Source organism: Clostridium chromiireducens (assembly GCF_003575225.1).
GTDB lineage: Bacteria > Bacillota > Clostridia > Clostridiales > Clostridiaceae > Clostridium > Clostridium chromiireducens.
On record NZ_QXDJ01000001.1, the window covers coordinates 1,132,383 to 1,153,748 of the forward strand.

17 protein-coding genes are annotated in these 21,366 nt (G+C 29.2%); 3 read left to right on the top strand and 14 right to left on the bottom strand.

Features of this window, described 5'->3' with window-relative positions:
* Nucleotides 1-5: 5 nt before the first annotated feature.
* From D2A34_RS04500 to rfbA, 10 genes are all read right to left on the bottom strand, one after another.
* Nucleotides 6-1,901 (bottom strand): rhamnan synthesis F family protein, encoded by a 1,896-nt coding sequence (locus tag D2A34_RS04500; protein ID WP_119365864.1) that lies wholly within the window; start codon nucleotides 1,899-1,901, stop codon nucleotides 6-8.
* 13 nt (nucleotides 1,902-1,914) lie between these two features.
* Complete coding sequence (locus D2A34_RS04505) at nucleotides 1,915-3,240, bottom strand: class I SAM-dependent methyltransferase (protein ID WP_182629307.1); 1,326 nt, start codon at nucleotides 3,238-3,240, stop codon at nucleotides 1,915-1,917.
* Nucleotides 3,241-3,252: 12 nt separating this feature from the next.
* Nucleotides 3,253-4,083 (bottom strand): NAD-dependent epimerase/dehydratase family protein, encoded by an 831-nt coding sequence (locus tag D2A34_RS04510; RefSeq protein ID WP_119365866.1) that lies wholly within the window; start codon nucleotides 4,081-4,083, stop codon nucleotides 3,253-3,255.
* A gap of 13 nt (nucleotides 4,084-4,096) precedes the next feature.
* Nucleotides 4,097-4,822 (bottom strand): ABC transporter ATP-binding protein, encoded by a 726-nt coding sequence (locus D2A34_RS04515; protein ID WP_119365867.1) that lies wholly within the window; start codon nucleotides 4,820-4,822, stop codon nucleotides 4,097-4,099.
* A gap of 11 nt (nucleotides 4,823-4,833) precedes the next feature.
* Entirely contained in the window at nucleotides 4,834-5,613 is a 780-nt protein-coding gene (locus D2A34_RS04520; RefSeq protein ID WP_119365868.1) for an ABC transporter permease, read from the bottom strand.
* Between the two features lies 1 nt (nucleotide 5,614).
* Nucleotides 5,615-6,478: a dTDP-4-dehydrorhamnose reductase gene (rfbD, locus tag D2A34_RS04525; protein ID WP_119365869.1), complete on the bottom strand. Its 864-nt coding sequence runs from the start codon at nucleotides 6,476-6,478 to the stop codon at nucleotides 5,615-5,617.
* A 14-nt stretch (nucleotides 6,479-6,492) separates the two neighbouring features.
* On the bottom strand, nucleotides 6,493-7,473 hold the full coding sequence (locus D2A34_RS04530) for a glycosyltransferase (RefSeq protein WP_243128224.1): 981 nt from the start codon (nucleotides 7,471-7,473) through the stop codon (nucleotides 6,493-6,495).
* Nucleotides 7,448-8,467: a dTDP-glucose 4,6-dehydratase gene (gene rfbB, locus D2A34_RS04535; protein ID WP_119365870.1), complete on the bottom strand. Its 1,020-nt coding sequence runs from the start codon at nucleotides 8,465-8,467 to the stop codon at nucleotides 7,448-7,450. The genes D2A34_RS04530 and rfbB overlap by 26 nt, the downstream gene beginning before the upstream one ends.
* A 77-nt stretch (nucleotides 8,468-8,544) precedes the next feature.
* Nucleotides 8,545-9,096: a dTDP-4-dehydrorhamnose 3,5-epimerase gene (gene rfbC / locus D2A34_RS04540; RefSeq protein WP_119365871.1), complete on the bottom strand. Its 552-nt coding sequence runs from the start codon at nucleotides 9,094-9,096 to the stop codon at nucleotides 8,545-8,547.
* A gap of 39 nt (nucleotides 9,097-9,135) precedes the next feature.
* Complete coding sequence (gene rfbA, locus D2A34_RS04545) at nucleotides 9,136-10,023, bottom strand: glucose-1-phosphate thymidylyltransferase RfbA (RefSeq protein WP_182629308.1); 888 nt, start codon at nucleotides 10,021-10,023, stop codon at nucleotides 9,136-9,138.
* 396 nt (nucleotides 10,024-10,419) lie between these two features.
* On the opposite strand from rfbA, the gene D2A34_RS04550 reads away from it, so the two are divergent.
* From D2A34_RS04550 to D2A34_RS04560, 3 genes are all read left to right on the top strand, one after another.
* Complete coding sequence (locus D2A34_RS04550) at nucleotides 10,420-11,841, top strand: undecaprenyl-phosphate glucose phosphotransferase (protein ID WP_119365873.1); 1,422 nt, start codon at nucleotides 10,420-10,422, stop codon at nucleotides 11,839-11,841.
* Entirely contained in the window at nucleotides 11,838-12,974 is a 1,137-nt protein-coding gene (locus D2A34_RS04555) for a glycosyltransferase (protein ID WP_119365874.1), read from the top strand. Before D2A34_RS04550 ends, D2A34_RS04555 begins: the two co-directional genes overlap by 4 nt.
* 104 nt (nucleotides 12,975-13,078) lie before the next feature.
* Nucleotides 13,079-14,893 (top strand): O-antigen ligase family protein, encoded by a 1,815-nt coding sequence (locus D2A34_RS04560; RefSeq protein WP_119365875.1) that lies wholly within the window; start codon nucleotides 13,079-13,081, stop codon nucleotides 14,891-14,893.
* 191 nt (nucleotides 14,894-15,084) lie between these two features.
* On the opposite strand, the gene D2A34_RS04565 is transcribed toward D2A34_RS04560, so the two are convergent.
* From D2A34_RS04565 to D2A34_RS04580, 4 genes are all read right to left on the bottom strand, one after another.
* Complete coding sequence (locus tag D2A34_RS04565; RefSeq protein WP_119365876.1) at nucleotides 15,085-16,455, bottom strand: cadherin-like beta sandwich domain-containing protein; 1,371 nt, start codon at nucleotides 16,453-16,455, stop codon at nucleotides 15,085-15,087.
* A 131-nt stretch (nucleotides 16,456-16,586) separates the two neighbouring features.
* Nucleotides 16,587-18,278, bottom strand: a complete 1,692-nt coding sequence (locus D2A34_RS04570) for an N-acetylmuramoyl-L-alanine amidase family protein (protein ID WP_119365877.1) — start codon at nucleotides 18,276-18,278, stop codon at nucleotides 16,587-16,589.
* A gap of 698 nt (nucleotides 18,279-18,976) precedes the next feature.
* On the bottom strand, nucleotides 18,977-20,224 hold the full coding sequence (locus D2A34_RS04575) for an N-acetylmuramoyl-L-alanine amidase family protein (protein WP_119365878.1): 1,248 nt from the start codon (nucleotides 20,222-20,224) through the stop codon (nucleotides 18,977-18,979).
* A 21-nt stretch (nucleotides 20,225-20,245) separates the two neighbouring features.
* Complete coding sequence (locus D2A34_RS04580) at nucleotides 20,246-21,313, bottom strand: cadherin-like beta sandwich domain-containing protein (RefSeq protein ID WP_119365879.1); 1,068 nt, start codon at nucleotides 21,311-21,313, stop codon at nucleotides 20,246-20,248.
* Nucleotides 21,314-21,366 lie beyond the last annotated feature (53 nt).

Here is a 21,366-nt window from a genome sequence, read left to right on the forward strand (position 1 = left end):
CATTCCTACTTTCTCTTAAATAAATAATATACTTTTTTCATAAGATTCCACAAAGGCTTTGGTGTATATTTCTTTATTAATCCTTTTAGGCCTACTTCTCGTGACCATATAAAATGAAAATTATTTTTTATTTTCTCTCTCATATCAAGTAAACTAGTAGTTTGATATTTATGAAATAATTCTCCATTAATTTCTCTTAACATATAATTTAGATTTGTTATTTCAATTCTAGCAAAATCATCTGACATAACCCAAGCTGGATAGTATCCTTCATGTTGAGGTATAAAAGCGTATATTCTTTCTATCGCATGTAATATAGTCCCGTCAAAACCATTTGGCTCCTTAGGAAAATCTTCGTATTTCCATCCATAATCAAATAGTGTTTTCATTGCCTTTGGTCTAAACCAAAACATTGTTCCTAGCGGCGCAATTGGCTCTTGCTCCCAATAAACATTACATTTTAATCCTAACTTTTCAGCCAATGATAATGTATTGAAATAATTATTAGCCCATTCCATACCTACTATTTGATAAAAATTACCATGATTTGGTGGTGGTGGTGTCAATAACCCTAGTCTAGGATTTCGCTCAAACGTTTCTATAATATTCTCCACATATTCTTTACTCGCTAAATTATTTTCAAAACATTTATATGAAAAAGATTCGCCATTGCAGTATGGTTCCATTTGAGTAGTTTTTTTATCATGAACAAAGCATATATAATCATAATCATTTACATATGGTGCACATCCAACTAATAGTGATGAAACATCTCTACCTCTATTTTCAATTTTAATAAGTTTAACATCGTTAAATGGAAGATCTGTAATCTTCTTTTTTAGCAATTCATATGTTTCATCTACTGGTGTTGTTATTATTAAATCAGAAGTTTGAGGCATAGACTTAGCATAATTTAAGCAATAATCAATCAAATCTGAATAATATATATGCATCATTAAAGCTATCTTTTTTTCTTCAGTTGATTCTTTTGCAATCAAATGTTTCTTAGGCAAAATATAGTTCAAATGCATTAATCTTTTAATATTTCCCATATTCTCAGTTCTTAAGAGATTATCCCAAATTAAATTAACATCATAATCTAAACTATTCTCTATATATTCAAAAGTATCGACCGTTGTATTTCCAACAGTGTCCGTTATAATATCCATATAATTTTGTGTAAAAGATTTTCTTTTCATTACTGGACATCTTCTATTTTTTATAAGTTCATATGACATCATCATCAAAGGATATCTTGTATATCCTTGTAGGTCATCTGTATTAATATATACTTCTGATTTAAATCCTAGATCATTAAAATCTTTAGTAAAAATAGCTTCATAATATCCTACTGAATCAGCATAAGAGTTTATCTGGGGCATATTTTCCCAGAAAACTTGATACTCAGTGCTTTTAATCATACTTTGTCTTATAACAAGAAAACTAGATTGAATATGTTCAGGTATATATCCATATTTGCAAGTACCAAATGAATCCCAACTTACACTATGATGTTTAGTTATCCCCCAAAAATCCAATTCCTTTTTGTTCATCTCATGAAACATATCTTTAAATGGATAAAGTGGACCATACATAGTATAATTCATTAAAATCACTTCATCAAATTCAGACAACTTTTCCCAACCATATCTTTCAAGCCCTTCTTTATAAGCCCAAACATCAAATCCAATGTTTTCTCTTACCAATATATTAGAAGTATATTTTTTTATTTTTTCCTCGCCTTCAGGTAACAGTTTACCATTACATACTACCAAAAGCTCTGTTATATTTTTATTTAAATCTTCAAGCATATATGGAATATAATCATCTACTATTCCATCTTTATCGTAAAAAAAATATATAGCTAATCTATTAATTTCTTTTTTTTCAGATAATATCATTTCTATTCTCCTATTATTTATTCTTTCTTAAAAATTTAGTCCATCTCCATGACCGTGAATTTTCCATGTTAAATATTTTTTTTCTTAATTCAAATATCTCTTGTTTAAATTTATTTTCTTTTTCTTCAATTAACTCTTTCATATTTATTTCATTCTCACGATACCATTCTACAGCTCTATTAAGCTCCCCAACTTTTTCAACATGCCAATTAACGCTATCTTCCAGTTCTTTTATATAATTATCCTTTTCTCCTATACTAGTTTGAACATTTTTTTCGTTTTCACGGTACCATTCTACTGCCGTGTTAAGTTCATGTATTTTTTCAACATGCCAATTAACACTATCTTCCAGTTCCTTTATATACTTATCCTTTTGTCCTATTAATTCTTCGGCATTTTTAAGATTTTCCTTATGCCATTTTAGTTGCTGTTCATACCAGAGACGTTCTCCTTCGACAATATTATGATTTTGAACATTATTTGCTTTACCTTTTAGAGCATTTCCTAATATTTCAACAACATCTGTTTTAGGTTCATCTTGTAACCTTTTCAATTGTTGCGGTATCGAGCTTTTTGGCAACTTAGTAAGCTTAAACAGTATTTGTAAACCATTATAGTTAGTTGAATTTTCTAATATTTTAAACAATTCATAGTAATTATTTTTTATTACATTTAAAAAATCATTATTATAAAAAGTAGCCCCTAAATACTCACAATCAAATTTAATATCATCAAATGTTTCATTAATTTGTTCAATCCAATCAATAAATGAAGTTTTAGTAAAAAATTTAAGATGTGTATTATCTAATATTCCCATATCCTGATAATTAAACTTGTCATTCATAAGATTTAATAGTATATCTATATGAGATACATTCGGAACACTTATTAAAAATATTCCATTTTCCTTTAATAAACCCGCGAACTCTAATAGTATTTTAGTAGGGTTAACTATGTGTTCAAATACATCTGATATAATAATAACGTCAACTTCCTTAACTGTATTTTCAAATTCCTTATATGTAGATGATGTCTTATTAGTTACATCTAAAAGGAAAACCTTATTATATTTTCCACTTTTCTCTGCATATTGGATAGCTTTTTCATCTAAATCTATTCCATAAATAGTACAATTTTTCTGTTTTAATGTTTTTCCAAAATTACCTTGTGCACATCCAACATCTAAAACAACACTATTTTCAGGGACCTCTTTAGCCAATAAATATACGTTATTTAATCCTTTCGTTTCTTCCGCATTAAAATCTTCTATATAATATCTATTTTCACCTTCAGTTTCTAAAGTAAAAAATTTATTTTTCTTGCCATTTGCTAACTCCAAGTTAATTCCTCCTTACTTCTCAAGAATAGTTTTTATCTTAGAATTATCTCCCCATACAGCTGGTGAGTCATATTCTCTATCAGGAAAAGCACCATATTTTAACTTAATTCTAAAGTTATTTTCTTTGATAAAACTTTCAACTTTTTCTGCCAAACTCATTGGAACTCCACTACAACAATTAATTATTCCACCTATTTCATCTTGCATCACACAAGCTGAAATTTGTTTTGCTAAATCTTCTACTCTAATAAAATCATATTTATTTTTTCCAGTTGTAAATGGGAAAAATTCTTTATCTTCTTCTTCTGCAAGTATTATTTTAGCAAAAATGGAATTATTTCTTTTATCATCACCATAAATATAATAAGCCCTTAACCATTGAAATACTACATTTTTATCCTTAATTAATAGTTGAGTACTTTTTCTAAGTGCATCTTTAGCTATTCCATACATACTAATTGGATTAGTTGGTGTATTTTCATCTATTGCCCCTTCATGGTATCCTATCTCATGCATAGTTCCCATCACTGCTAGATGCTTAAGCCCACCATCTATCATATTTTTAATAAACTCGAAGTGTTTGGATAGATATTCCATATGAGCATTAGAATTATGAATAAAACCGTCTTTCCATGCCATATGAAGAAGAACATCTGGACAATCTAATTCTTTATATATATCAGTAGCTCCAGAAAAAATATCTGCTTCAACAATAGTTGCTCTACTATCAATATTATTTACATATAAATCTGTTGCAATTACATGTGCACCCATATCTAAAAGTGATGTTACTATATGCTTGCCTATATATCCACCCGCACCTGTAACTAATATTTTTTTCATAAACTCAAACCTCCTATACTACTTCTATAAAAGCTTCACAAACCTTGCTTGCTTCTCCAATCATTTTAATTTTTCCCTTATCAAGCCAAACTACCCTATCACACATCTTACCTAAACTTTCAACATCATGGGATACATAAATAACTGTGCTACCACCATTCATAAGTTCTACCATGCGCTTATAACTTTTCTTTTGAAAAGACATATCTCCAACTGATAAAATTTCATCTACAATTAAAATATCTGGCACAACTATTGTAGATACTGAAAATGCAAGCCTAGCTACCATACCTGATGAAAAATATTTTACTGGCACGTCTTTAAAATCCCAAAGTTCTGCAAAATCAAATATCTCAACTACTTTTGAAGTTATAAAGTTTTTACTGTATCCTAAAACAGCACCACTTAAATAGATATTCTCCAGTGCTGATAATTCAAAATCAAATCCTGTGCCAAGTTCTATCATTGGTGCAATTGTACCATTAACTACAACACTTCCACTACTAGGTTTCATTATTCCCGCTAAAATTTTTAGTAAAGTTGATTTTCCCGCACCATTTCCTCCAATAATACCTAATATCTCACCCTTTTTTACTTCTAAAGATACATTATTTAGCGCTAAAAAAGGTTTTTTATCTAAAACATCATCATCAATCTTTGCGAATAATCTTTCCTTTAAACTTTTTACTTTACCACGATTAAGGTCAAATTTCATTGTTATATTGCTAGCTTTAATCATAATTTCCTCCCTTAACTATAATAAATAAACTTATCTTGCGACTTTACAAATACAAATGCACCTACTATAAATGTTCCTATACCCCATAATGCACAATAAATAAAACTACTTATGCTAGGCACAATACCATTTAATGTAATTTGCCTTAAAAAATCTATAAATATATATAAGGGGTTTGCCTTAAAAATCGGCTGAACTGCCGTTGGAATAATATCAATAGGATATAATATTGGTGTAGCATACATCCATATAGTTAAGAATACTCCATATAAATGTTGAGTATCTCTGAAAAATACTTGCAATGCTGATAATATGAATGACATCCCTGAAGAAAATAGTATTAAGAATATTAGCATAAATGGTACCAGAATTATTCCCCACCATATTTTAATCCCCATAAATGACCCTAATATAAAGAATACTACTACCGATATTCCTAAATTAATACCGGCAGATATAACTTTAGAAAATGGTAGAATAAATTTAGGGAAATAAACTTTCGTAATTAATCCAAAGTTCCCAACTATGGAATTAATAGCAGTATTTGATGCTTCAGAATAAAAATTAAAAACTGTTAATCCTGATAATAAATACATCTTATAATTATCTACTGATCTAAATACTTGGCTAAATACAATACTTAATACTATCATATTAAGTAATGGGTTTAACACGCTCCATAAAACTCCTAACATACTTCCACGATATTTTATCTTAAAATCTCTTTTTACAAGCTGAGATAATAAAAACTTAAATTTACTAAGTGATATGATTTTTTTTACTAAATTCACGTTATACTTCCTTTCTTTGATCTTTAGATAATAAATACCTTTTTACAGCGTCTTCCCAATTAGGTAATAGACTAAATCCACCACTTTCAAGACTTCTTTTTGATAGCCTAGAATTAAGTGGTCTTATAGTCACACTTTTGTATTCCTTAGATGATATAGGATTAATTTTGCAACTTATATTTTTTATCTCTAACACTTTCTTTGCTAAATCTGCCCACGAGCAAAATCCCTCATTTGTTGCATGATAAATACCATACTTATTCGTTTCAACTACATCACAAATTAGGCATGCTAAATCAACAGTATATGTAGGGCTACCCAATTGGTCAAACACAACATCTATAACTTCTTTTTCTTTTCCTAAATTAATCATTGTATTAATAAAGTTATTACCATTTAATCCAAATAGCCAAGATGTACGTATTATAAAATATTTATTTAAATGCTCTAAAATTGCTCTTTCTCCCTGCATCTTTGACATTCCATACTTTGATAACGGGTTTACATTATCAGAAATCTCATACTCCCCTGTTTTTGTTCCATCAAAAACATAATCAGTTGATATGTAAACCATCTTTATATCTAGATCTTTACAAGCTATTGCTATATATTCTGTTCCTCTATAATTAATATCAAAACACTTTTTTGTTTCACCATCTTCTATTTCAGCTTTATCAACTTGAGTATATCCCGCACAATGTATTACACAAGTGGGTTTTAAATCTGTTATAAAATTTATCACATCTGTTTTGTTTGTTAAATCAAGGTCTTGAATATCTATCCCTTTACTATCTATTCCTCTTTTATCCAATTCCTTCACAATATCATAGCCTAACTGTCCATTAACTCCAGTAACTAAAACCATATTATTCTACTCCTTTATAATATACCTTTTTTAGTTAGATTAATAATATATTTAAATATAGTATTAGACAAAAAAGGTAAAAAAATTTCTATTAAAATAGAAATCTTATGAAATTTTTTATATTTAATCATTAGTTTTAAATCTGTAATCGAAGGCCTAAAAAAGTAATTTTCTCTTGCCTCTATCCATATGAGGCATTCATTAATATGTTGACTTATTTCATAATTGAAGCTTAATCTTTGTTTTAAAGTGATGTAACGTTCAAGAATGTCATGTATTCTTACCTTAAAATATGTTTGTTTATCATATATTCCAGTTAGAATCCCAGTTTGATTAAAACTATGTTGCCTATACCTTACTAAAGGTCTATTTATAAAGCTTATACTTCCATGAATAGCCGCTATAATAGAAATCCATTGATCGTGAACTAATGTGTTTTCAAAAGGTATAGCTTTTTTTGCTATATCCTTTCTAACCATCATAGCACAACCTGTAACGAAATTGCTCATAAGTAATCCCTTTGCTAAGTTATAGCCTGATTTAAAATTATGCCTTTTTCTTATTTGAGTTATACTGTCAGCTATTTTCTCACTATCTTCATTAATTATAGAAAGATCACTACACACAAGAGTAACATCTTTATCTAGAAACTTTTCTGCCATTAATGTTATTTTCTCCTCTTCCCAAATATCATCTTGATCACAATATGCAAATAGATTCCCTTCAGCTACTTGGGTGAGTTCTTCAAAAGCTTTATTAGAGCCTCCGTTTTCTTTTCCTCTTATTAGCTTATATGAAAAATTAGTAATATATTTTTGAAAATATTCTTCACTAGTTGGGCACTCTGGACAATCATCATAAATCAATAGTTCTAGATTTTCATAAATTTGGTTGTTTAATGAAATCAGCTGCTCTATAAGCCAAGTCTCATTTGGCTTATAGACAGCTAATAAAATAGATACTAGCGGCTTATCTGTTTCCATACATTGTTTCATAATAACTTTGATATTCTCCACTAATTATATTTTCCCACCAAACCTTATTATCTAAATACCACTTAATAGTCTTTTTAATGCCTTCATCAAAAGTCGTTGTAGGAAGCCACCCAAGTTCATTGTGAATCTTTGTTGGATCTATAGCATATCTCATATCATGCCCTTTTCTATCCCCAACATATTTAATTAAATCTTCTGATTTTCCTAGTTCATGAATAATTGTTTTTACGACTTCTAAATTTGTTCTTTCATTATGCCCACCAATATTATAAACTTCCCCAACTCTGCCATTATGAATAATTAAATCAATTGCTATACAATGGTCTTCAACATATAACCAATCACGTACATTTTCTCCTGTTCCATAGACAGGTAGATCTTTATCATTTAATGCATTTGATATCATTAATGGAATTAATTTTTCCGGAAAATGATATGGTCCATAGTTATTAGAGCACCTTGAAATTGTTACTGATAATCCATATGTTCTATGGTATGCTCCAACTAAAAGATCCGCTGATGCTTTACTCGATGAATATGGACTAGACGTATGAATAGGAGTCTCTTCTGTAAAGAAAAGATCTGGTCTATCAATTGGCAAGTCTCCATATACCTCATCAGTAGATACTTGATGATATCTCTTTATCCCATATTTTCTACATGCATCCATAAGTACAGCTGTACCTATAATGTTTGTCTTTAAAAATATTTCTGGATTTTCAATTGAACGATCTACGTGGCTTTCTGCTGCAAAATTAACTACCATATCTGGATGTTCTTTTTCAAACATATCATATACTGCATCTCTATCAGCAATATCAATTTTATAAAAACTAAAATTAGGATTATTTTGTACCGACGCTAAGGTTTCCATATTTCCAGCATAAGTTAAAGCATCTACACATATTATTTTATAATCATTATATTTCTTAAGCATATAGTGTACAAAGTTTCCGCCTATAAACCCTGCACCACCTGTTACAACTATCTTCATAGTATACTCTCCTTAATATTCATATCATATTAATAAATTATTTATATTCTCCTACATAATCAAAAACAAACACTAAATTATTCAGTATATATAAAAGTACAATCACAATCTTTAAGTAATGGTGCTTTTTTATCTTTTTCCGAAAGAATTGGATTTTCTATTCCCCATTCAACGCCTATTTCCGGATCGCAATAGCTTATGCTTCTATCACTTTCGTAATTATAGTAATTATCAGTTTTATATACAAACTCCACATCATTTGTTAAAGTTAAAAAACCATGTCCAAATCCCCTCGGAATGAATAATTGCTTTTTATTTTCTGCAGAAAGTTCTACTGCAACCCATTCTTTATATGTAGGTGATCCTTTTCTCAAATCTACTGCCACATCAAGCACTGCACCTCTAACACAACGCACTAATTTTGCTTGAGCATGTTCTCCATTTTGAAAATGAATTCCTCTAAGTATTCCTTTTTCCTTCGAATATGATTGATTATCCTGTACAAAATCACAAGCTATTTCTGGAGATTTAATTCTAGAATAAGTTTCCATGAACCATCCTCTTTCATCCCCAAAAACTTGGGGCTCTATTATATATACCCCTTCTAATTTTGTTTCTATTAATTTCATATTTATTCTCCTCTTTTACTCAAACTGAATCACAATCAGTTAATATACAATTTTACCCATAGCAACATTTTTTAAATGTTGTCCATATGGACTTTTTCCATATTGTTCTGCACTTTCCAATAAAGTATCTTTGTCAATCCAACCATTTTTGTAAGAAATTTCTTCCAAGCACGCTATTTTAAGACCTTGTCTAGTTTCAATTACTTTTACATACTCTGAAGCCTCAGTTAAACTATCTACAGTTCCTGTATCAAGCCATCCGTATCCACGTCCAAGGGTTATTACATCTAGCCTATCATTTTCAAGATAAATTTTATTTAAATCTGTAATTTCTAGTTCTCCTCTTGGTGATGGTTTTAATGATTTTGCATATTCACATACTTTATTATCATAAAAATAAAGTCCTGTAACTGCATAATTGGATTTTGGAACTAGTGGCTTTTCTTCTAAAGAAACAGCCTTTCCATTCTCATCAAATTCAACTACTCCAAAACGTTCTGGATCATCTACATAATAACCAAAAACAGTTCCTCGACCTTCATTTTCTACTGCCTTTTTTAAATGTTTAGTTAATCCATTTCCATGGAATATGTTATCTCCAAGTATCATCGCACAATTATCTTTTCCTATAAATTCTTCACCTAATAAAAAAGCTTGAGCTAATCCATCTGGAGCTGGCTGCTCCTTATATGATAAATTTATTCCATATCTTGAACCGTCACCTAATAACTTTTCAAAATTAGGTAAATCCTTAGGTGTTGAAATTATTAATATATCCTTAATTCCAGCTAACATTAATGTTGATAATGGATAATAAATCATCGGCTTGTCATATACAGGTAAAAGCTGTTTTGAAGTCACCATAGTTAAAGGATAGAGTCTTGTCCCGCTTCCACCTGCTAGTATTATACCCTTTGTCAAATTCATCACTTCTTTCTATATACTTTAATTTTTAAAACCTATAAGAATAATCTCTAGAATACCTCTAAATATCTTATAAAAAACATTTCACAATTTATCTTATAAATTAAAACTATACATTATTTTCACATTCCAACCTCAATTTTATCATATTATGGCAGATAAATAAATAAATTTACAATATTAAATGCTGGTAGTTATTTCAGTTAGTGTATAATTTTTATACAGCTGATCTTCTCATGATAATCTATGCTTTATTGCAAATTCATATATAAAATGATATTATACATCTGATATGATTCATTATTTTGAAGACCATTAATCAAGCATTTTAAAAGTATGTTTTAATACGAATTAATTTTAACTTGCTAATTCACAATTTAAATATAAAGGATGATATAGATGATTAAAGAAAATCAGAATCTATTAAATAGAATTAATGCCATTTCAGATATTATCATTTTGTTTATATCAATGACTTTTGCGTATTTAATTCGTTTTTATATTTTTTCACCTGATACAGATTACATTAAGTTAATTACATATATTCAGTTTTCTATTCTAATAATTCCAATAAATTTAATTGTTTTTAATTTTTTCAACTTATATCACTCTTTTAGAACAACAGCTTTTATTAAGGAATGCAGCCAAATAATAAAAGCTAATACAATCCTTACAGTGATTTTATTATCTTTGTATTTTATTTTTAGATTAGTAGATATCTCTAGATGGGTTATTGTTAATTTTTACTTTGTAAATATCACTTTAATTACTCTTAAAAGATTTGCATTAAGAAAAGTTTTATCAAATATTAGAGCTAAAGGTTTGAACTTAAAGCATGTAATTATTGTTGGTGCAGGTGAAGTTGCAAATGAGTATTTGCAAGTTATTAAAAGTAACAAAGCTTTTGGATATAGCTATTCTGGATATGTTGCAAATAATGCAAATTTTATAGGTGAAAAACTTGGTAATTATGATGACTTATATGAGGTTCTAGATAAATATAAACCTGATGAAGTTGTTTGTGCCCTTGATATATCCGATGCAAAATATATTGAAAATGTAGTTTCTGATTGTGAGAAAAGTGGTACAAAAATTTCTATAATTCCTTTTTGTTATAAGTACATTCCAAGTCAGCCATATATAGATCAGATTGGAAACATTCCGCTTATTAACCTCAGAAGGATACCTTTAGATAATTTAGGAAATGCTTTTATAAAAAGATCTATAGATGTTATTGCTTCTCTAATTTTAATAATATGTACAAGTCCTATTATGATACTTACTGCTATAACTATTAAATTAACTTCTAAGGGACCTGTTATATTTAAACAAAACCGCGTAGGCTTAAACAAACAATTATTTACAATGTATAAGTTTAGATCAATGAAAGTGAACAGTGAAGAAAATACAGGCTGGAGTACAAATACTGACCCTAGAAAAACTAAATTCGGTTCATTTATTCGTAAGTTTTCCATCGACGAATTGCCTCAATTTTTTAATGTGCTAAAAGGTGATATGAGTTTAGTAGGTCCTAGACCTGAACTTCCTCATTTTGTTGAGAACTTTAAAAACGAAATTCCGCTTTACATGGTAAAGCACCAAGTTAAGCCAGGTATAACCGGGCTTGCTCAAGTTAATGGTTATAGAGGTGATACATCAATTACTAAGAGAATCGAATTTGATATACATTATATTGAAAATTGGAATATACTAATGGATGTAAGTATATTATTCAAAACTGTTTTCAAGGGACTTAAGAACAATGAGCAGATTATGAAAAGCAACACTGAAACTATTAACGATAATGGAGTACAATTATGAAAAAAATACTTTTTGTAGCCTCAACCTTATCTCATATAGAAAACTTTCATACTCCATACTTAAATGAATTTAATAAGCAAGAGTATGCTGTACATGTTATGGGCAAACCAAATAACAAAGCAGAAATTTTATATGCTGATAAAATAATACCCATTGCCTTTGAAAAAAATATGTTTTCAGTTAAAAATTTTGCTATAGCCTTTAAAATAGCAAAAACAATCAAATCAGAAAACTATGATATTATAAGTATTCACACTTCTCTTGCAGCTTTTTTTACAAGGCTTGGAATAATGTTGTGTTATAAAAAACCTAAATTGGTTGTAAATACAGTTCATGGCTATTTATTTGATGATAAAACCTCTTTTCTAAAGAGATCCATTATGCTTTTAGCTGAAAAGCTTACTAAATGTGTTACTGATGTAATAATGGTGATGAATTCTATAGATTATGATATTGCAAAAAAACATAAGTTATATAAAGATAATTTATATTTGATAAACGGAATGGGTATTGATTTATCTCGCTTCCCTTCAATTTCTTACGAAAATAAAATTAACCTTAGAAAAAAGTTCAATTTTTCAGAAGGTGATTTTATTTTGGTTTATGTAGCTGAATTCTCAAATAGAAAAAATCAAAAATTCTTATTAGATTCAATTAACAAATTAGTTAATGATGACTTAAAAAATATCAAATTACTTTTATTGGGCGACGGACAATTTTTAAACGAACTAAAAATTTATTCTGATAATTTAGATATTAGCGAGAACGTAATTTTTACTGGTTACACACGGAATACTAAAGACTATTACCATATAGCAGATGTGTGTGTGTCTTCAAGTAGAAGTGAAGGGCTTCCTTTTAATATAATGGAAGCTATGTCTATCGGTCTTCCTATTGTTGCGTCAAAAGTAAAAGGTCATACTGACTTAATTGTTCCAAAGGAAAATGGTTTTTTATTTGAATATGATAATATAGATGAATTTTGTAATTACATAAAAATCATCTATAACGATAAAAATCTGCAACATAACATGAGTAATAAAAGTAGACAGATATCTAAAAATTATTCCTTAGAGGCTGTTTTACCTAATGTTATTAACATCATTTGTAATGAGTATAAGTCACATTTGTAGAATGTGGCTTTCTTTGTTAATTGCAATAGATTATTTAGAGTGTTATAATATTACATATTTATAACGATAAACTACAAAAATAACTATATTAGGATGTGTGAAATTTGGAAAATATTAAAAACTTTTTTAAGAAAAAAAATTTCGATTTTTTCTTTCCAGTTGCATTTATACTAGGAATTGTCCCCTTAATTGTTCGTATGTCTCCTACAAATGCTGATCAAGACACCTTAATTATATTTGGTCAAGCTGCTAAATTTGAATTATTCTCACAAAAGAAAGCTTTTTTATTAATGATTTTTTCTATTATACTGATTGCTATTTCTATAGTATTTTTTAAAAAAATCTTTAAGAAAACAGATAAAATTGTTAATTCAATTGTAATTTTAGGAAGCATATTTTTGATCTTTACTCTTCTATCCTCAGTATTTTCAACTCATAGACAAGTAGCTTTTTGGGGTATATATGATAGAGCTGAAGGTTTTATTACTATTGCTTGCTATTTCGCTCTATTTATTTACTCAATTTATACATTTAGAACCACAAATGATTATAAGTGTATAGTTATTCCTATGTTTATATTAGTAGGCATTAATGCATTTTTAGGACTTTTTCAATACATTGGACAAGATCTTATTAAAAGTGAATTTGGTTCTTTAATTGTAGGCGCTGATAAATTAAATCTATTATATGAAAAAGGCAAATTATATGGAACATTATTCCACTACAACTATGTAGGTAGTTTTGCCGCCATTGTACTCCCTATACTTTTCGGATTAACATTATTTGAAGATGAAGATATTATGTATAAAATGATGCTTGGAATTGCTTCTCTTCTTTCTGTATGGCTATTATTCGGAAGTACTTCTCGTGCTGGGATTATTGGTATTTCTGTAGCTACCTTTTTTGCTGTTATTATTTTCTGGAAATTAATTCTAACAAAATGGAAACCTCTTTTAATATTTTTTATCGCCATATTAGTTATTTCCGTAGGGCTTAATTTTGCAACAAAAGGCGCTATTTTCGAAAGAATTCCAGGTTTAATAAATGATACTTTTAGTGTTTTTAAAGATACAAGTGACTTTGATTACAGAGATCACACTCCTGTTAGAGATTTAAAATATACAGACAAAGATGTACAGGTTATATTGCAAAATGAAACCTTAAAAATATCTTACGAAAATAGTAATTATGTATTTAGAAATTCCAAAGATGAAATTATTAACTTCGTTAAGGGAGATAAGCTATATGCAACAACTGATGATTTATTTAAAAACATTACGCTTAGATACGGAAAATTTGCTCCTGGATCAACTAGAAATGATGGACTTCTTTTAAATATTGACGGTTCCCCAGTATTTATGTTTCTTTTAAAAAGTGATGATACTCTGCATTTAGTAAATGCAAACAGTAAAAAGGATGTTGACATTGTATATCCTGAAACCTTTGGTTTTAAAGGTAAAGAAAAACTTGGTTCCATGAGAGGATATATTTGGTCTAGATCAATTCCTATGCTTAAAAATAATTTAATATTAGGCAGCGGTCCAGATACTTTTGTTTTTAGATTCCCTCAAAATGATTTAATAGGTTTATATTATGCTTATGGAACTCCTAATACAATTGTAGACAAGCCACATAACCTTTACTTACAAATAGCACTAAATGAAGGCATTATCGCTTTGATAGCCTTCTTAGGTATTATGATAATCTATATCATTGATAGTATAAAATTATATGCTTTGAAAAATGATTATAATAAACCACAAATATTGGGTTCTTTGACTTGCTTAGGTGTTATAGGATATTTATTTGCTGGAATCTTCAATGATTCGGTTGTAAGCGTAGCTCCAATATTTTGGATAGTTTTAGGTGTTGGCGTTGCCCTTAACTATATAAATAGAAATAAACTTGCTAAGTACTAGTTCCCTATATAGCCTTATGTTAATATCATATTTATCATTTAAATATTACTGGAAATTTCGTTTCCAGTAATATTTTTTTCTTTTATTAAATTCTAACATATATAAAAACAGCAGATAGTCTTATATCACATAAACCATCTACTGCAATTTGTTAATTCTATTTTCTTATCATTATTCAATTATAAGAATTCTTACCTAACCCAAGCACCATTAGCACCTAATCTATAACCATCAATCATAGTGTTATAAGCCATAGCACCAGATTGATATAGATAATACCAATTCCCACTTCCATCTTGGAACCATCCAGTTTTCATATCACCATTAGCATCTAGATAATACCAATACCCTGTACTCTTATCATGGAACCACATATTCTTTAAAGGATTTCCTAGAGCATCATTATATTGCCATTTTCCATTATTGATTATCCATTGGCTAGTTTTAGCTGTGACATTCGTATTGGAGCTTGGTATCGTGGTAGCGCTACCTTCACTTGTTCCTCTATATACTATTAATTTATATGTTCTTTCTTCGTAATTGTCATCATCATAGGTATCTTCATTTGAAACTCTAATCTCAATTATATTTTTTCCTTGATCTAAATTTACTCTTTTTCTATTTTTAGAATCTCCTCTATCCCCATTAATTCTAACAACATTATCATCATCTTCAGGCGGTGCTTTAACAATTATATTGTCAACATCTTCTTTTACATTTAATTCATATGATGTTACTTGCTCATTAAAATTTTTAATATACTCATCATTTATACTTATATCATCTAAATATATAGGATCTTGTTTATCATCTATTTTTCCTGTAACAGTTGAAGATGTTGCACCTCCCCTGTTTATCTTTAAAGTATATTCTCTTTCGTTATCTTCGTCATCTGTAACTATTATTGAAATTTCATTTTCTCCGTTTGCTAGAGAAATGGTTCTCTTATAATTATCGTCTTCATCTACCTCATCACCATCAATTTCAACTGTATAATCTTCATCTTCCGGCTTGGCCTGTACTATTAATTTACTAACAGAACTAACAACATTTATATCATACGAAGTTTTATCTGGCGAAAAAGAAATATTACCTTCGCTTAAGGAGATTTTCTCTAGATATATATCATCTTCTGGGCTCTTCCCACCTCTGTCAATCTTTAATGTATATGTTCTTTCATTATCTCCATCTTTATCCGTAACCTTTATTTTAAAAGTGTTGTTACCTTCATCTAAATTAGCTGTTGCCTTATATCTTTTGCTGCTATATTCATCAAAATCATCTACACTATCTCCGTCTATTGTAACCACATCATCTTGATCTTCAGTTGCGACTTTAACTGATACTTCATCTGTTGATTTAGTTACATCTACAGAATAGCTCGTTTTGCTTTTAGATAAATCAATGCTTTCTCCATCCACAGTCAAGCTTCTTAAATAAATATCACTATCTGCTGCATAAGCTGTCATAGTAAATAAACTTAAATGATTTGCAGACACAACTGTTGAGAAAACAGTTGTCATAAATGATATTGCAAGTATTTTTTTTAATTTTTTATTCATAACATTCCTCCTATTTCATATATTAAACATTGTAAAAAAAGGACGAGGTATAACCTCGTCCAATTTTAACTTGTCAACTTAATCAGTTACTCATAGAGTAATGGATTTATACGAAACTATAAAAATTTCAATTATTTAACCCAAGCTCCTGATGCACCTAATACATATCCATCAACAGTTGTGTTAGCTAACATAGCTCCTGATGCATTTAAGTAGTACCAAGTTCCATTGTCATTTAACCAACCAGTAGCCATAGCTCCTGATGCATTTAAGTAGTACCAAGTACCGTTTTGGTTTAACCAACCAGTAGCCATAGCTCCGTCAGCTTTTAAGAAGTACCAAACTCCACCAACGTTTGCCCAGTTGTTAACAACTTTAGCACCAGTTGCATCGTAGAAGTTCCAAGTTCCATCAGCTAATTTATCCCAGCCAACTTTAGCAGGAGTAGCAGCTGGAGCTTCTGTTTCTGTTACAGCTTTTCCTTCACCAACAGTTGTGTAAACATCTTCTCCATCTTCCCAAGCGATTAAGCTCTTTTCATCGTATACGCTTAATCTATCAAGAGATCTGTCACAAGTATAAACTTCTTTCTTATCTGTTCCTGTAAACTTGTAGATTTTTCCTTCATTTATAGCCCAAGTGTTTCCATCTACATCGATTGAAACAGCACTTGCGTTTGGAAGATCTTGGTCAGTGTCTCCATCTTTCTTAAGAACATAACCATCTAATTTACCAGCTGCTGCTTTAATATCTGCATCTACAGCATTTTCTTTAATCTTTGTCATTTTTATTTTAAAGATTTTAACTTTATCGCCTTTAACTCTTGTTACATATAACACGCCATCTACAACTCTATAGATGTTATCAGCTACAGCATAACCATCATCAGCAGTTAACATAGCTTTGTATGCATCACTTGCATCACCATTATCATATAATGTTTTGTTATCAAGCATGTAAGAATCTACACTCTTTGGTATATAAGCGCCGTCTTTCTTATCCCCTTGAGCTTTAGAAATTTTTTGTAAATATTTTTCAGTGTGAGTTCCACCAACACCAGCAGCACTAGCATCAGTTGTAACTGTTACATCTACAAGTGAATAGATATAATCTTTATCTTGAGTTAAAACTTCTGGTTGATTGTTTAAAGTAACTTTTAATCCAGCATCATCATTTTTATCGTTAAAGTTTTCAACTTTAACAACTTTTTTCTTTGCATAGCTGTATGTGTATATATTAGCTACTCTAGTAGCATCAATGTAGTTTCCAGCTTCATCAGAGTATCCAAATAATTTACCGCCAACAAGATCTCCATCAGCAACTGCATCACCAGTCATTCCTGTAGCTGCATACTCATACCATTGACCAGCAAATTTAGCTCCACCGATAGTATTAGCTGCTATTGTAGTACCAGTATCATATCTGTCTGTTTTCTTTAATTTAGATTCTAATTTTGTTTCAAGATTTTCTTGTTTATCTGTTGGAGTTTCATCATCAGATACTGATCCGCTAGATAAATCTACTAAATACTCATCTCCGTTGTCATTTAAGAAAGCATACTTATCTCCATAAATACCTTGGATATCTGAATCTTCGATATCTTCTAATTGCTTATCTTTCGATCCATTATTGTAATAGATTGATTTATCCTCATCGTCTGATTTATATCCTTCATAGATATATTTACCATCTTTAAATGCGATAGCATTTTCGATAGTTCCGTCTTTAGTTCCTAATCTTTCAGAAGCCATAGCTGGTACTACTGACATGATTGATGCAGCAGCTACTAGTAAAGCTGTAATTTTGTTTGCTCTTTTAAACATAATTGTTATTCCCTCCTAAATTTTTAAATTCAGATAAATTATAGCATTATTGTACAACCGTGTAAAGTTATATAATGCCTCAAAGTGCATATTTTGTTATAATATTCATATTAAACAATTTGTTTCATATGTAATTTATATTAAATGACACTCGTTATGACAGTATATCATATTAGATCCATGTTGTACACAAACTGCTATTATATTTCTTAATTTACTATATTGTCTAAACTTTCCTGAGTTGTCATTAAATAATACAAGTTTAAATTTTATTTTGGGTACCTTTTTAAAAATTTTTTTATATTTTTTAGATATTTTAGAAATTAACTATTTATATTCCTAAATTACCTTTAGTACCCTCTATTGTCATTATATAATACAAATATCCAGTTTATTTTAGGTACTTTTTTATTACCTAAATTTAATTTTATTTTTTATTTTACTTGCTTTCCTATTTTATTTTTATATTTGAAGATATATTCTAAATATATTCACTATATTTATCTAACTTAAATTAATTTCATTCTACTGTACTTGTATCTCTTACATAATTTCTCGTATGTTTATTAATTAAATATGTTTTAAGTCCTTTATTCAATAAATTTATAAAAGGAAAAGCTAAACTATTGAGAATATCTAATAGTTTAACTTTTCCTTTTATATATTTGCACTTTTATATTTCATCAAAATATAGTACCTTATTTAATCATAGCTCCATCCACGCCTAATTTATATCCATTAATCATTGAATCTCTTGCCATTACTCCATTTTCTTGAAGATAATAGTATTTTCCATCCATATCTCTGATCCAACCTGTCTTCATTACTCCTTGAGTATCAAAGTAATACCATTGATTATTGATTAAGTACCATCCACTTTGCCTTGCTCCACTTTGATCTAAATAATACCAATTTCCATTATTCAAGAGCCAACCTGTTGCCATATTACTATCTGCTTGAAGATAATAATTTTTTCCGCTATTTTTATCATAAAACCACACATTTTTTAGTGGAATTCCTACAGAATCATTATACTGCCATCTATCATTCACTTTTACCCATTGATTTATTTTAATACTATTAGCATCATTTTTTATGCTGGAATCTAATGTATTTTTAGAACTATTTAATGTGCTTCCTCTATTTATATTTAAAGTATATGTTCTTGTTTTATCTCCATCATCTGTTATATTAACCTTAATTTGATTTTGCCCCAGCTTTAATTGCACCGTACGTTCATAATTTCTATCTTCCCCTGTTTTAAGACTATCAATTTTCACGGTATAATCCTCATCTTCAGGTTCTGCTTTAATTGTAATTTCATCTACATTTTTATCAACATTAATGTTATATAAAAGAATATCTTTGTTATAACCAATAGGTATTTGACTATAATCACTGTCTACAGTCAATTTATCTATATAAATCTTGTCCTCTTCATTTGTTGATGCTTTGTTTATATTTATTTTATAAGTTTTTTCACAATCAGTAACCTCTTCATCCTTTACTGCTCTCTTAAAGGCCTCTTCACTTGTAAATGTCCTTATATAAAGTGTACTCGACCCTTCTCTAACAGATATATTTTCTCCGATATTATGAGGTGTAGCATATTTATTATCAGATTCAAATATCTTTGTTACATAACCATCACCTGCCGATTGCGCCACTATTCTTACTCCATCAATATTTGAATCAAGAGTTACATAATATGTTTTTTCATCCGTTAAATCTTTCTTATATCCATCATAATCATCACAAATATCGAGGCTTTTTCCTTCTGTTGATTGTACTTCTAACGACTTTAATTCCCCTCTATCTGCAAGTAAATACGTAGATACTGCTCCATATACCATGTTTGGCATTATTGAATTATTAAGTAATTGGAGTACAGAAAAAAACATAACCAATGTTGTAGTTGATATTATAAATTTAGCTTTTTTATTCATCGTATTTTTCCTCCTTGCATCTTATTTTATCCAGGCTCCATTTGAATCTAATTTATAGCCATTGATGATTGTATTTTTTGCCATAATTCCAGAAGTATAAAGATAGTACCATTTACCATCTGTATTTTTTAACCATCCTACTTTCATAGTTCCATCAGAATTAAAATAATACCACTCTTCACCTATATTTTGCCAATTAGTCTTCATTGATCCATTAATATCCAAATAATACCACAACCCATTGACTTGCAGCCACCCTTTTTCATTATTCCCTCTTTCATTTATATAGAACCATTGTCCCTTGTTTAATACCCAGCCTTTCTTAATGACGGTATTGTTATTATTATCATTAAAAGGTGTTGTAGATGAATTTTGATTCTTAATTTCTGTTTCTTCTCTATTTATATGTAATGTATATATTTTTTGACGATCATCATCACTCTGTACCCTGATATCTATTTTATTGTCTCCTTTTTCTAGAGATAATGTTCTTCTATACTTATTATCTTCATTTATAGGTACTCCGTTTATATCCAAATCATAATTATCGTCTTCTGGTATTGCCTTGACACTTACCTCATCAGTACTATACGGAACACGTATATCATATGACATCTGATCTTTAGAAAAAGTTATATCCCCTTCACTTAAACTTATATTGCTTAAATATATTGGTTTAATCTCCTCTTCCTGTCCCCTAATAACAGTTATTGTGTACGTTTTCTTTTTAGATCCATTTTCAACTTTTATAGTAATCTTGTTCTTTCCTTTATCTAATTTTACAACTGTTTTGTATTTATTACTTTCATATACCTCTTCATCATTTATTTCAACTTTGCTACTTGTTTCTTTCGGGACTGCTCCGATTTTCAATTCATCTACTGATGAAGCTAATTGTAATGTATATTCAGTTTGTTTTTCCTTAAACTTTATATCTCCTATCCCTAATGAAATCTTTTCTAAGTCCGCCCCTGTAATTCTTGCATAGGCTTTGGTCGACATAAAGCCTATATATTTCGAAGGCTCTATTACTGAAAATACATTAATAGTAAGAATGATTGCAGTTATACGTTTAACTTTTTTATTCATTTCTTTCCCCCATTTATTGCTTTTTATGTATATTTTACCATAGTATCATACCT